The 14,167-nt window shown below is 73.3% G+C and carries 8 protein-coding genes; 4 read left to right on the top strand and 4 right to left on the bottom strand.

The features are described 5' to 3' along the window. The first annotated feature begins 177 nt into the window (after positions 1-177). Positions 178-1,908 carry a CDP-glycerol glycerophosphotransferase family protein gene (locus DY245_RS37385; protein ID WP_342354254.1) on the top strand — a complete coding sequence of 577 codons (1,731 nt, stop codon included), beginning with the start codon at positions 178-180 and terminating at the stop codon, positions 1,906-1,908. A gap of 48 nt (positions 1,909-1,956) precedes the next feature. On the opposite strand, the gene DY245_RS37380 is transcribed toward DY245_RS37385, so the two are convergent. Next, the gene (locus DY245_RS37380) at positions 1,957-4,101 is read right to left on the bottom strand and encodes a tetratricopeptide repeat protein (RefSeq protein ID WP_128511543.1); all 2,145 of its coding nucleotides are present in this window, start codon (positions 4,099-4,101) and stop codon (positions 1,957-1,959) included. 254 nt (positions 4,102-4,355) lie between these two features. On the opposite strand from DY245_RS37380, the gene DY245_RS37375 reads away from it, so the two are divergent. After that, a complete protein-coding gene (locus tag DY245_RS37375) occupies positions 4,356-5,432 on the top strand; it encodes an RNA ligase (ATP) (protein WP_128511542.1) in 1,077 nt (358 codons plus the stop codon). Positions 5,433-5,470: 38 nt separating this feature from the next. On the opposite strand, the gene DY245_RS37370 is transcribed toward DY245_RS37375, so the two are convergent. From DY245_RS37370 to DY245_RS37360, 3 genes are read right to left on the bottom strand one after another with little or no spacing between them, the layout of a single operon-like run. Next, positions 5,471-7,390 (bottom strand): helicase-associated domain-containing protein, encoded by a 1,920-nt coding sequence (locus DY245_RS37370; protein WP_128511541.1) that lies wholly within the window; start codon positions 7,388-7,390, stop codon positions 5,471-5,473. Positions 7,391-7,404: 14 nt separating this feature from the next. Further along, positions 7,405-8,859, bottom strand: coding sequence for an SWIM zinc finger family protein (locus DY245_RS37365; protein WP_128511540.1), 1,455 nt, complete (start codon positions 8,857-8,859; stop codon positions 7,405-7,407). Beyond that, entirely contained in the window at positions 8,856-11,786 is a 2,931-nt protein-coding gene (locus DY245_RS37360; protein WP_425329492.1) for a DEAD/DEAH box helicase, read from the bottom strand. The genes DY245_RS37365 and DY245_RS37360 overlap by 4 nt, the downstream gene beginning before the upstream one ends. A 364-nt stretch (positions 11,787-12,150) precedes the next feature. On the opposite strand from DY245_RS37360, the gene DY245_RS37355 reads away from it, so the two are divergent. Together DY245_RS37355 and DY245_RS37350 are read left to right on the top strand one after the other, a co-directional pair. Next, entirely contained in the window at positions 12,151-13,704 is a 1,554-nt protein-coding gene (locus DY245_RS37355) for a UvrD-helicase domain-containing protein (protein ID WP_128511544.1), read from the top strand. A gap of 46 nt (positions 13,705-13,750) precedes the next feature. Next, complete coding sequence (locus tag DY245_RS37350) at positions 13,751-14,065, top strand: DUF6343 family protein (protein ID WP_181924040.1); 315 nt, start codon at positions 13,751-13,753, stop codon at positions 14,063-14,065. The last annotated feature ends 102 nt before the right edge of the window (positions 14,066-14,167 follow it).

Here is a 14,167-nt window from a genome sequence, read left to right as displayed (position 1 = left end):
CGCGAGCCGCGAGCCGCGAGCCGCGAGCCGCGAGCCGCGAGCCGCGAGCCGCGAGCCGCGAGCCGCGAGCCGCGAGCCGCGAGTGCCTGCGCCTGTGCCTGTGCGTGTGGGCGCGCGTGTGCGTGTCCCGGTGCCGGTGCCCGCGACACCAGCCATGGGCTCATACCGCCGCTGCGCGTGCCCGTGGGCGAGGACCCCGAGCGCTGGCTGACGTTCGCGGGCGAGCGCACCGTCGTGGCCGTGGCGCGTACCGTCACCTCGACCGTCCGGGTCCTCGATGTCCTGCGCCCGGTCCTGCGCGACGACCCACGCGTCTCCCTCGTCTTCGTCTACGACCCCACCTCCGCCTTCAACGACGGCGTCCACGATCTGCTCCGCTCGGTCGGCGCCCGTGTACTGCCCTGGCACCAATTCGCCCGTATCACCCCCGACCTGATCATCACGGCCTCCGAAAACGCCGACCTCACGGAGTCGCACCACACCGCCCCGGTTCTGGTCCTCCCGCACGGCGTCGGCTTCCACAAGGTCGTCCCGGACTCGCGCAGCGACCAGGACCGGCTCGCCGGAGTCGTACCCGACGCCCTGCTGCGCAGCGGCCGCGCCCGGTTCGCCATCTCGCACCCGGACCAGGCCGCCCAGCTGGCCGCCGCCCACCCCGCCACCTCCGGCAGCACCCTCCTGGTCGGCGACCCCTGCTATGACGCACTGCGCGACGGACGGGATCTACGCGCCCGCTACCGCCAGGCCCTCGGAGTGCCGGACGACCGACGGCTGATCATGCTGAGCTCGACCTGGCGCGAGCACTCCCTCCTGGGCCGGGATCCCGCGCTCCCGGCCCGGCTGCTCGCCGAGCTGCCCATGGACGACTACGCCGTCGCCCTGGTCACCCACCCCAATATCGCCTCCGCCCACGGCCGCTACGCCGTCCGTTCGCTCCTCGACTCCGCCCATGCCGCCGGGCTGTTGTGCATCCCGCCGACGGCGGGCTGGCAGGCCACACTGCTCGCCGCCGACCTCCTCATGGGCGACCACGGGTCGGTCACCTTCTACGGGGCCGCGCTCGGTACGCCCCTGCTGCTCGGCGCGTTCGGCGAGGACGAGGCCGTGGCGGGCACACCCATGGCGGAGCTGGGCCGGATCGCGCCGCGGCTCACTCCCGACGCCCCGCTCCGGCCGCAGATCGAGCAGGCGCTCAACGCCCTGCCGCCGACCGGCGACGACACCATCGGCCGGCTCCGCAAACTCGGCGAGAGCGCCTTCGCCGCCCCGGGCCGCGCCCTGGACCTGCTGCGCACCGCCGTCTACGACCTTCTGGACCTGCCCGAACCGACCGGCCCGCCGCCCCCACGCCTGGCGCCGGCCCCTCCCGTACCGCAGGACCGTCCGGCAGATGTCACCGCGGCCTACGTGACCACGGTGCCCGGTACGGGGCCCGACGGCCTGCGGGTGTCGGTCGAGCGCACCCCGGCCGCCGTCGACTCCTTCTCCCTCCTGGAGCGGGCCGACGCTCCGGACGGCCCCTTCCGCCATCTCTCGTGCGCCGATGATGAAGAGGACCGGCAGCTGGCGGAGAGCGCGTCCGTCCTGGTCCGCCGCGCTCCGGTCCGTACCGCCGTCGCCGCCGACCGGTGGATCGATGACACCCTCGCCCGCTACCCGGGCTGTCTTCTCGCCGCCGCCTCGGTCGCCGACCGCGGCTGCCGGGTCGGGCTCCGCGACGGCCGTACGGTCGAAGTCTCCGCCACCGGCCTCCTGGACGACCCCGCCGTGCTGGCCGCCGTCGTCTACGCCTCGCTGCGCGCACACCGCCCGTTGGACGGCATCGTCGCCCTCACGCTCGGCAGCCGCACGGAGGACGCCGCACTGCGCCTCGCTCCGGACACCCGCCGCTCACCCGGCACCTACTGAGCAGCCGGCCGCTCGACCACGCCGAACAGGCCCGTTCCGGTCACCCGGCTACTCGGCCGCCTCTTCGGCCCCTTCGGCCCCTTCGGCCTCCGCCAGCATGCGGCGCAGCTCGACGGCGCGCGGGCCGCCGCCCGCCTCGTATATCTCCAGCGCCCGGGTGATATGCAGTCGCCATCGCTCGCGGTCGCCGGCCTCCTCGGCCATCTCGGCGAGCGCCTCGCACACCTCCGCCTCGTAATGGACGGCCCCGCGCTCACGCAACATCCCCGCGGCCTCCTCCAGGGCCGCGACCGCCTCGTCGATGCGCCCCAGCGTCCCCTGCGCGCGCCCCAGTGCGGCCAGTGCCCGCGCTCCCATCCGTCGGTCCTCGATCGCCATGAACCGGTCATAGGCGTCCCGCAGCGTGGCCAGCGCGTCCTCGGTGCGGCCGACGGCGTGCTGTGCGCAGCCCATGAAATGGAGCCCGATGGCGATACCTCGCTCGTCGCCCGCGGCCCGGTAGAGCGTCATCGCCTCCTCGTAGGTGGTGATGGCGCGGTCCGGATCACAGCGGTCCCAGTACCGCCCGTAGAACTCACGGACGGATGCCCGCAGCAGCGCATGGCCGGAGGTGTCGGCCCGTGCGATGGCCGTCTCCAGTTCCTTGCGTGCCCGGGCCAGTTCGTCGCGGTCCATCAACGGGCGCGAGAGCAGCGTACGCAGCCGGGCCTCGGCGGCGGGATTGCCGTCGGCCATGGCCTCCCTGGCGCCGAAGTCACCGGACTTGACCCAGTCGTTGAGGTATCTGCGGTTGAGGTAGAGCGCGGTCAGCGCCTCGGCCAGCTCCCAGGCCGGGCGGTGCCACCGGCGGTCGGCCGCGGCCCGCTGGGCGGACAGCAGCTCGTCGCGCCAGACGTCCAGCCACTCCAGCGCCTGCTGCCGGTCCCGGAAGCCGGCCCCTTGGTCCGCCTCCCCCAGACGTTCGACGTACCGGCCGATGCGCATCCGGTTTCCCATGACGGCCAGGTCGGCGTGCGCAGCGCGGGTGAGCAGATGGTCCACCACCCGCCGTACGACGGCGGTGCGCTCGGTCTCGCTCTCCTCCTGGGCCGCCTCCCGGGCGTGCAGTCGCACCAGGTCGTGGAAGTCGTACCGCCCGTCCGCCGCCACCGTGACCAGGCTCGCACTCTCCAGGACGTCGAGCTGCTCGGCCGCCTGCAGTTCCGTCGTCCCGGCGGCCGCCGCGGCCGTCCCCGCATCCCAACGACGTCCTGGATACAGCCCGAGCACCCGATACAGCCGTGCGGCCTCCTGCGACAGCGCCGCATACGCCACATCGAAAACAGCCGTCACGGCTCGCTCACCTCCCCTGCGCAGGGCATTCAACCGGCTCTGGTCATCGGCCAGTTCATCGGCAAATGCCTCGACCGACAACCGTGGGTGCATCACCAACCGGGCGGCGGCGACATGCAGTGCCACCGGGAGGCCACCGCAGCTCTCCACGATGCGCTCGGCGGCGGCCTCGCCGTCCCCCGCGATCCGCTCCTCCCCGCACAGGCGCTTGAGCAACTGCAGCCCGTGCTCGGCCTTCAGCGGCTCCAGTGGCATCAGCCGCGCTCCCACGTCCAGCAGCTCGCCGAGCATGCCCTGGCTCGTCGCCAGCACCACGCTCCCGGGCGCGCCCGGAATCAGCGCCCGTACCTGCGCCGGCTCGGTCACATCGTCCAGGACCATCAGCACCCGCTTGTCCGCCGTCCAGCTGCGGAACAGGCCGGTCAACTCGCCCAGCGTGCCCGGCAGATACCGGTCCTCGACACCCAGCGCCCGCAGACAGCGGCTGACGCCGGCCGAGACATCCCCGCCCACCTGGGCCCGCAGCTCGGCGAAGTCCACATAGAACTCGCCACCGGGAAACCGGCCGCGCTCCCCCTGCGCCCATCTGCGCGCGGTCGCGCTCTTGCCCACCCCGGGCAGTCCGCTGAGCACCGCCACCCCGCCGTGCTCGCCCACCCAGCCGCTGATGGCCTCGATCACCGGCTCGCGGTCGACGAATTGGGCCACCCCGGCCGGCACCTGCCGGGGCACCGGAACATCCGGGCGCTTCACCTCGAAGCGCACATCGCCATGGATCACCCCGGCCTGCACCACCGGCCCGTGCGCCGTCCCGCCGAACTCGTTCCGTACGCCTTCGTCGCCCACCCCGTGCTCCCCCACGTCGACGCCGTCCTTCCACCCCGCGACCGGTCGATCTGTTCGATCTGTCGGATCGACTCCGTACGCCAAAACGCTACTTGACGGTACTGACAATGCGGCGGCGGTGAAGGCGGGGTCCAGCGCGCCGGACCGCCACTCGATCACATTCGGTCGGCAAGGGCGAAAATCGGTCGCTGGGTGGTTCGGAGTCGATCACAGTGAGGGGGGCGGCGCGCTGGGCGGCGCCTGATGCTGTTGCAGGAACGGGGACGGGGATGTCGACGCTGCGCGTCACGGTCGAGGAACTGACGATTCATGAGCATCCGAACGCCGATGCGCTGGAGCTCGCGCAGGTGGGTCTGTATCGCGCGGTCGTCGCCAAGGGCGTCTACCGGACCGGCGACCTGGCCGTGTATGTGCCGGAGCAGGCCGTGCTTCCTGAGGAGTTGGTGGCCGAGCTGGGGCTGACGGGCAAGCTGGCGGGCTCGGCGGCCAATCGCGTCAAGGCGATACGGCTGCGTGGCGAGCTGTCGCAGGGCATCGTCTGCCGCCCGAAGGCGCTGGGCGGGGTGGACCTGGCGCGGGCGCGGGAGGACGGCACCGACTTCGCGGCGGAGCTGGGGATCGTGAAGTGGGTTCCGCCGGTGCCGATTTCGATGAGCGGCGATGTGGAGTCGGCTCCCGATCTGCTGCCGTGGATCGATATCGAGAACCTGAAGCGGTATCCGGCGGCGTTCACCGACGGCGAGCCGGTGGCGGTCACGGAGAAGGTGCACGGCACCGCCTGCTGCCTGACGTACAGCGCCCGGGACGGGCGCGTCCAGGTGACCTCGAAGGGGCTCGGTGCGCAGCGGCTCGCGCTGGCCGAGGACCCGAAGAACCTGTATTGGCGTGCGGTGCGCGGACATGACGTCGAGCGGGTCGCTGCGGAGATCGCCGGGGAGCTGGGGGCGTTGCGGGTCGGCGTCTACGGCGAGGTGTACGGCGACGGCGTCCAGGATCTGGGCTACGGCGCGGACAGCCGGCGCGGGGATCCGACGTACGCGGTCTTCGACATCGCGGTGGACGTCGGCGGGCAGCCGCGCTGGCTGGATCCGGAGGAGCTCGCGAAGGTGCTGGACGGTCGGCTTCCGGTGGTGCCGACGCTGTTCAGCGGCCCGTACGACGCGCGGCAGGTGATGGAGCTGGCCGAGGGGCGCGAGACGCTGTCGGGGCGTGCGGTGCACATCCGGGAGGGTGTGGTCGTCCGTCCGCTCCGGGACCGCTACAGCGCGGTGCTGGGCGGGCGGGCCATCGCCAAGGTGGTCAGCGGCGCGTATCTGACACGCAAGGGCGGCACGGAGTACGAGTAGCCGACCCGCCCACGCGCCGCGCCCGGTCCGGCGACGGGTCACACGTCGGCGGTCCGGAGGGCCTCCTGGGGTTCCGGTGCGAGCCCCAGGAGGCGGCGGGCGAGGGTGAGCGGGGCGTGCGGATTGCGGGTGGGGGCGGGGGCCTTGGTCCGGTGCGCGGGGAGGCGTTCGACGGTGGTGGTGCCGGTGTCGGATTCCAGGGTGGGTGCGTAGCCGGCGGCGCGCAGGGCGTCCAGGGTGGCGGCCGGCGGGCGGCCGCTGACCAGGACGGTCGGGGCGATGGCGCGCAGCGCGAGGTCGCGCAGCGCCCGGTGGGCGGCGAGTTCCTTGACGAGGGTTTCGTCGTCGGAGCGGATGCAGCAGGCGGCGGGCAGGACACGCATCCGGCCATGGGTGCGGGCGGCGTCCCGGACGAGATAGCCGAGTGGCTGCGGCAGGGTGCCGGTCGCCGAGGCACGGGTGAGGTCGTCGAGGAGGGTGTCGGCGGTGTGGCCGGTGTCCAGCGCACGGCGTACGGAGGCGGGGGTGAAGCGCCAGGTCACGGCGTGGCCCTCGGACTCGCGGTCGGCCGCGGAGGCGAGGAGTCCGGCGAGCGCGGCGGCGGGGCGGCCGGGGACGACGGCGGTCAGATCGGCCTGGAAGTGGGCCTGTTCGAGGAGCGGCGGGAGCAGTTCGCCGAGCGGCTCGTCGAGGGACTGCGGGTCGGCGAGCAGCGCGCGGCCGAGGGGTGTGAGGGTGCCGTGGGCGACCAGGCCCAGGTAGGCCGCCTCGTGGAGGGTGTGGGCGGCACGGTCCTCGGCCATCGGCTGGCGGGTGACGGCGAGGGGGCGGTGCCAGTCCGCCGCCCGCAGAAGCTGCTCCAACGGGGTGCGCGCGCCCTCCTGTTGGGCGAGTGATTCGGCGAGCGGCAGTGCGGGGAAGGGCGCTCCGGCACCGGGCGGGACGGTGGCCGAAGCGGCGAGGAGGGCGTGGCGGAGGGCAGGTGCATGCCGGTCGTGTCCGCGGACCAGTGCGGTCGGGGTCCCGCCGAACGGAGTGTGGGTGGGGATGGCCCACAGCGCGGACCAGGCGGCGAGGAGAGGCGCGAGGCGTTCGCCGGGCGGGCGGCCGAGCCAGTCGTCGTACGCGCTGGTGGGGAGCGCGGTGATACCGGCCGGGGTGCGGGTCAGCGCGATCAGGTCGGCGGCCAGGGTGAGGTCGAGGAGGAGGCAGGTGTGCGGTTCGGTGGCGCCGGCCGCCTTGGCCAGCCGTTTGATCTCCCGTACGGCCAGCCCGCCCGACTTGCGCAGCGCCGCGGGCTGCGTCGCCAGAGAGGCCAGCAGGCGGTCCACGGTGGCGGCCAGGGTGGCGGCAGCGGCCCGGGATTCGTCGTACGGCGAGGTCGGGGGGACCGATACGGCGGGCAGATTGGCGCCGCCCGGGGCGGGCAGTGGGGCGTCCGCGAGGAACGGGCCGAGGTCGTGGGCGGCGAGGAGTTGCGGGGCGCGCGGCGGGACGACGATCGTGCCGTCCTCGGTGGGGGCGGCGAGTCCGTCGTTGTGGAGGTCGCGCAGGGCTGCCTCGGCAGCGGTGCGCCCGGGGCCCGTGGTGGCGCCGAGGGCGGCGAAGACGTCCTCGGGCGGGACGGGTTCGGTGGCCAGATGCGCGAAGGAGAGCTGGTGCGCCATCAGGGACTGGTAGTCGGCGCCCGGAGCGGGGGCGGCGGGGCCGGGAGCGGCACGCCCGGCGCGCTCCTGGCTGATGCGGGCGGTGGTGGCGAGCACCTGCAGCCGGGGGTGGTCGAGGTGCAGCACCAGGTGGTGGAGGGTTTCGTACGACCACAACGCGCTTGCCAGACCGCGTAGTTCGGTGGGGGCGGGCCGACGGGCGAGCGGCTCGGCATGGCGGGCCAGGAGTGCGGCGAGCTGCTCGGGGGTGCGCCGGGCGAGGGATCGGGTGAGTGCGTCGAGACCTTCCACGGCCCTGAGGTTAGTCATCGCGCGAGCAGGGTGGTGAGCGCGCCCACGGGGTCGGGGTCCGCGGGGCCGGTGGGCCACCAGTCCTCGGCGCCGGGCTCGGATTCGTACGGATACCAGCGGTTGTCGCGGCCGAAGCGGAGCTGGATGCGGCCGCCCGGGTCGGTGAGGTGGTTGTGGCGCGGGCGCAGGGCCGGGAGGTCCGCGGCCAGGAGGGCGCTGCGGGCCCGGTCGAAGTCGCCGGCCGGTGGATTCCAGGTGGTGTCGAGGAGGGCGAGGCCTTCGGGACCGCCCTGCCGCCAGGCGGCGACGGAGCGGGCCACGTCCGTGGGCGTACGCCCGGTCGCCGTCGCGAGGTCGCGGTAGAGGGCGCGGGTGGTGGAGGTCAGGCCGGCGGTGGGGTGGGCGGTGGCCGCCAGGCGGATGGCGTCCTCCCACGGAGGCAGCGCCGGGAACGGGCTGTGGACGGCCGGGCGGCCGCTTCCGGGGCTCGCGGATCCGGCGGCGGATACGCAGGCGTGAGCGCGGGCCGCGGCGTCGGCGGCCAGGAATTCAAGGGTGGCCGGGTCGAAGGGGAGGCCGTCGCCGTCGGGCAGGGCCGGCGGGTGACCGGGCTGCGGTGGCGCCGGCAGGGGCGGTGGGAGCGGCGGGCGGGGGCGGTCGGCGAGGGCCTCGCGGGCGAGGACACCGGGAGGTGCGGGCGTCCCCTGCGCGAGGGGCTCCCCGGGGACGACGCCGGGAGCCACCGCGGCAGTTCGTTCGACGGCGTCTCGTGTCCTGCTTTCGCCCCCTGACGCTCGGCTGCTGTGGGGCGGCGTGGTGGCGGCAAGCGTATGGGCGCGGGCTTCGCGGGCGGTGAGCGCGGTGTTGCGGCGGGAGAGCTCGTCGAGGAGTTCGCGTTCGCCGCGGCCGCGCATCAGCAGCAGGACGAACGGGTCGGCGTCCAGCAGGCGGGCCACCTGGAAGCAGAGCGCGGCGGCGTGCTTGCAGGGCCTGCCGTTGTCGGGGCACGAGCATCGGGGGACAAGATCACCCGGCCCGGGGAGGAGACGCACCTCGCCCTCGGCCAGCGCACGGGGCAGCTTCTTGGCCAGCAGCGCGGTGAGCTGGCCGGGCTCCGCGGCGACGGCGTCCAGGAGGCCGTCCCATTCCTGGTCGCCAAGGGTCCTGAGGCGGATTTCGGCGCTGTACGGGCGGGGCCTGCTGCCCCGTACGGTGGCGACGATGCGGCCCGGGGTGACGTTGATGGTGTCGACATGGCCGTCGCGGGCGTACGTCCGCCCGCGGGCGAGCCGGGCACTGTCGAGGGCGGCGGTCTCCAGCGCGTCCAGCCAGGCGCTTCCCCACCAGGATTCGGCGAACAGCCCCCGGGCGCCGGTCCGGTCCGGCAGGGGCGGGAAGGTACGGGAGCGGTCCGCGCGGGCCAGCCGGTCCGCCGCGGCGGCGCGTCCTGAGGTGGGGCGAGGGTTCATCCGGGCCTCCTCAAGGAGACGAGGTCAGCCAGCTCGGCATCGGACAGCTCGGTGAGCGCGGTCTCACCACCGGAGAGCACCGCGTCGGCGAGCGCCCGTTTGGCGCTGAGGAGTTGGGCGATGTTGTCCTCGACCGTGCCCTCGGCGATCAGCCGGTGCACCTGGACGGGCTGGGTCTGCCCGATGCGGTAGGCACGGTCGGTGGCCTGCTCCTCCACCGCCGGATTCCACCAGCGGTCGTAGTGGATCACGTGTCCGGCGCGGGTGAGATTCAGACCCGTGCCCGCCGCCTTCAGGGACAGCAGGAAGACCGGGGCCTGTCCCGACTGGAAGCGGTCGACCATCTTCTCCCGTTCGGCGACGGGCGTGCCGCCGTGCAGGAACTGCGTCGGGATGCCGCGGGTGGCGAGGTGCCGTTCGAGCAGCCGCGCCATGCCCACGTACTGCGTGAAGATCAATGTGGCGCCGCCCTCGGCGAGGATGGTGTCCAGGAGCTCATCGAGGAGTTCGAGCTTCCCGGAGCGCGCGGCCAGGCCCGGGGCGGTCTCCTTGAGGTACTGCGCGGGGTGGTTGCAGATCTGTTTGAGGGCGGTGAGCAGCTTCATCACCAGGCCACGGCGCGCGATGCCCTCGGCGGCCTCGATCCGGGAGAGGGTCTCGCGGACGACGGCTTGATACAGCGCTGCCTGTTCGCGCCCCAGCGCCACCGGGTGGTCCGTTTCGGTCTTGGGCGGGAGTTCGGGTGCGATCCCGGGGTCGGACTTCTTGCGGCGCAGGATGAACGGACGCACCAGTCTGGCCAGCCGCTCGGCCGCCTCCGGGTCCTCGCCGCCCTCGACCTCACGGGCGTGCAGCGCACGGAACGTCTTGAGGGGGCCGAGGAGTCCGGGGGTCGTCCAGTCGAGGAGCGCCCACAACTCGGAGAGGTTGTTCTCGACGGGGGTGCCGGTGAGGGCGATCCGGGCCGGGGCCTTGATGCTGCGCAGCGCCTTGGCCGTCGAGGAGCGCGGGTTCTTCACATGCTGGGCCTCATCGGCGACGACCCAGGCCCAACGCCGGCCGGCCAGTTGGGTGGCGCTGCTGCGCATCGTCCCGTACGTCGTCAGGACGAAGCCGTCCTCCAGGTCGTCGAGGCTGCGGCCGGCGCCGTGGAAGCGGCGGACGGGCGTACCGGGGGCGAAGCGCTCGATCTCGCGCTGCCAGTTGCCGAGGAGGGAGGCGGGGCAGACGACGAGCACCGGCGCGCCGGGCCGTTGGTGCAGATGGAGCGCGATGACGGTGATGGTCTTGCCCAGGCCCATGTCGTCGGCGAGACAGCCGCCGAGCCCGATGGAGGTCATGGTGTCGAGCCAGGCCATGCCCCGTAGTTGATAGTCGCGCAGGGTCGCGCGCAGTCCGGGCGGCTGGGGCAGGGGGCGCGCCTCCGTGGTGAGACGGCCGCGCAGCGCGGCGAGGGCACCCAAGGGCACCACCTCAACCTCTTCGCCATCCACCTCCGTGGTGCCGTTGAGCGCCGCGGCGAGGGCGTCGACCGGCTCCAGATAGCCCAGCTCCCGCTTGCGGGCCTTGCGTACGAGCCCGGGGTCGACCAGGACCCACTGGTCGCGCAGCCGGACGACGGGGCGGTGCGCCTCGGCGAGGGCGTCCATTTCCGCCTCTGTCAGCGGCACCCCGTCCATCGCCACCTGCCAGCGGAATTGCAGCAGTTCACGCGTGTCGAAGAAGCCGAAGCCGTCCGCGGCCGAGCCCGGTGCCGGGCGCAGCACGGCCGCCGCCGTCAGGCCGCGGGCCAGTTCCTTGGGCCAGTGGACGGCCACCCCCGCGGCGCCCAGCCGTGGCGCGGCCTCGCCCAGCAGGTCGTACAACTCGTCCTCGCTGAGCGGCAGTACGTCGGGGACCGGCCGCTCCAGGAGGCGGGTGAGCGGGGCCCAGACGCGGGCGGCGCGGCGCAGCGCCAAGAGGGTGTCGACGCGGGAGCGCGGCCCGAAGTGGTCGGGGCCTTCGCCCTCCCACAGGCCGCGGGCGTCGGCGACCAGGGTCGGGTCGGTGAGGCTGTGCACCTGGAGGACGGCGGCCGCCGCACTGCGCTCCTCGGCGCCGCCCGCGCTGTCCTGGTCCGCCGTGTCGAAGAGCTTGTGCGACGCGAGGTCGAGGCGCAGGGAGAGCCGTACCCCCGCATCCACGCCGGCCGCGACCTCGGCCGCCCATTCCCGGGCGCCGGGAAGGTGCTGCGGCGCGGTCGCGGCGAACGGGGCACCGGCCACCAGCCCGGCGGCAGGGGTACGCGGCAGCGCGTCGACGACCGCGTCCACATAGAGCCGTACCAGGGCCACGGGGTCGTGCAGCTGGAGCGGGCGGCTGCCGGGGAGCGGCACGGCGTAGGCCTCGGCGGGCATGGCGGCGGCGATGGCCCGGAGGTGTGCGATGTCTTCGGGGTCGAGCGGGCCGGCGCGCCAGGCGTCGGTGTCCTCGATGGTCAGCCCCGGCAGCAGTCTGCCGCGCGCGGCGAGGTGCAGCGCGTGCAAGGTGGCCGCGCCCCAGCCGGCGGCGGCCGGATCGGCGCTCTGGTCGTACCGGGCCCGGATCAGCAGCGGGACGGCCTCGGCCAGCGGGAGCAGCACGGCCGGGACGGTGCGGCTGCGGGCGCCGTTCCCATGCCGCCGGGCGACGGTCAGCTGCGTCGGCTCCGCGCCCCCGTCCTTGCCCGCTGCCGCTCCATCGCGCCCCCCGGTTCCGATGTCCGGGAGCGGACCGTCATCGGGACGCCAGAACGCGATCTTCCCCGCGCGCGGCGGCCGGGCGGGCAGAAAGACCGCGGCGCAGCGGGCCATGGCGGCGCCGGTCCCGTCCCCCGCGCCGCCGGGCACGGCTGTGGGCGGGGCGTCCGCCGAACGGTTCTCCGCCGCCGCCTCCCACCGCCTCGTCATGCCATGCCTTACTGCTCGGTCCTGCACTGCTTGGTCCTGCCGTGAGGGCTCCGGCGCACACCGGGCCTGCCGCACCCGGCCTCCTCCTCCGCCCCCGACCTGCGAGTCTACGGTCGTACGCACTGCGTCCCCCCATGCCCCGCTGCCCGCCGGCGTCGGTCCCGCCGCGGCAGCCCTGCACGAGTTCGATGGAAGCAGACGGCACTGACAATGCGTCCGGGCCGGCGCTTCCCACCCACGAACCGGAGTTATCCACAGGCCTTGGAACGCCTCTCCCCCGCACCCCCGAAATCGGTTACAGTCAGTGACGTAATCACTCTCAGTGATCAACTGATGTCGGCGAGGAGCCCCCATGTACACACCCATGCACACCCCCACACTCGAGCAGAACGCCGCGGCACAGGCCTTTCCGACCGGCTCGCATCTGGTGATCCAGGCCGGTGCCGGGACAGGCAAGACCACGACCCTCGCGATGCTCGCGCACACCGCACGGAAACACGGCCGGACCGGCCGCTATATCGCCTTCAACAGAGCTGTCGCACGCCACGCCGCCCAGGCGTTCCCCACCGAGGTGGCCTGCGGCACCGCCCACGCCCTCGCGTACACCGCCGTGGGCAGAAGCTACCAAGCGCGCATGAACGCCCCACGGCAAGCGGGCTGGCGCACGGGCGCGGCCCTCGGCATCGACGACGGCCTGTCCTTACGCATCGGCGCACGCAAGGTCAACAACAAGGCGCTTTCCTACACGGTCCTGCGCACGGTCACCCGCTTCTGCCAGTCAGCGGACAGCGAGATCGCACCCCACCACGTCCCGCCTCTGCGCGGAGCCGAATCCCCGCCGCTGCACGCACAACTCGCCGACCTCGTCCTGCCCTACGCACGCAAGGCCTGGGCCGACCTGCAACATCCGGACCACGGCGTGGTCCGCTTCGAGCACGACCACTACCTCAAGATGTGGGCGCTGAGCGAGCCCGTCATCCCCGCGGATTTCCTGCTCCTGGACGAGGCGCAGGACACCAATCCCGTGGTCGAGCAGGTTTTCACGGCCCAGCGCGACCATGCACAGCTGGTACTGGTCGGGGACTCCGCTCAAGCCATCTACGGCTGGCGCGGTGCGCGCGACGTCATGACCGGCTTCGACGGCAGACAGCTCAGCCTCTCCCGCTCCTTCCGCTTCGGACCGGCACTGGCGGCCGAGGCCAACCGCTGGCTCAGGATCGTCGGCGCGCCGATCCGGCTCACGGGTTCACCGTCCCTGGAGACGGAGTTGCGTACGGTCCACGCGCCGGAGGCGATCCTGTGCCGGACGAATGTGGGGGCGATGGTGGAGGTGATACGGCAGCTGGAGGCCGAGCGCCGGGTCGCACTCGCGGGCGGCGGCGAGGCACTGAGCGCCCTCGCACGCGCCGTGCACGACCTTGAGGCCGGGCGACGCACCGCCCATCCCGAGCTGATGCTCTTCGAGACCTGGGCGGAACTGCGCGAGTACGCCGAGTTTGATCCGGCCGGACGGGATCTGCTGCCACTGGTGGAGCTCGTCGACGAGCACGGCACGGAAGCCGTACTGCGCGCGTTGGACCGGCTCTCACCCGAGGATTCCGCCGAGGTGACGGTGTCCACGGCCCACCGGGCCAAGGGACGGGAGTGGGCAAGCGTACGCATCGCGGACGATTTCACGGGCCCCGATGACCTGGACGAGCGCGGCGAGGACGGAGCGCCGCTTCCCGGGCCGGTCGATGTCGACGAAGCGCGCTTGGCGTACGTCGCCGTGACCCGCGCCCGGTCGCTGCTCGACATCGGCGGGCTGTCGTGGATCAACAGCCACCCCGCCGGCGATCCACCCGTTGGCGAGGAGCAGCCCGAAGGACAGCGGAAACCCGGAGCACAAACCGTTGAAAGGGGTGACGGAGACAGGTGACTGGCTCGTCGATCGGGAGGATCCTGGAGGTGGGAGATGGGTGCCGATGCGTACGGGAAATGAGCCCCTTCACGCACGCAGCCCGCTGAAGATTCGCTGTGGGCTGGCGCTGTGGGGGCTGCTGTGGGCGATCGCCGGGGCTGTGGTCTTCGTCAGTGCCGGCCGACCGGAATGGGCTGCCGCGTGTGCCGTCCTGGCCATGGTGGCAGCGACGGACCTGGCCATGGTGATCCGCCACATCCGCCAGGGACCGCACTACCAGCCGGGCAAGGACATACCGCCCTACGAGCCTGATCGAGGCCGGAACGAGGCGTTCGGCATACGCAAGAACACCGGCGGCAGGCACGGCACCAGACCGTAGGGACGGCTGGGCGGCAGCGCTCGGGCGGCCGGACGGCAGCGCCTGGGCGGCTGGGCGGCTGGGCGGCTGGGCGGCTGGGCGGCTGGGCGGCTGGGCGGCTGG

Origin of the sequence: Streptomyces inhibens (assembly GCF_003389455.1) — a bacterium.
In the GTDB taxonomy this organism is placed as follows: domain Bacteria; phylum Actinomycetota; class Actinomycetes; order Streptomycetales; family Streptomycetaceae; genus Streptomyces; species Streptomyces inhibens.
The sequence above is the reverse complement of the archived record's forward strand: the minus strand, read 5'-3'. Positions and strand labels throughout refer to the sequence as shown.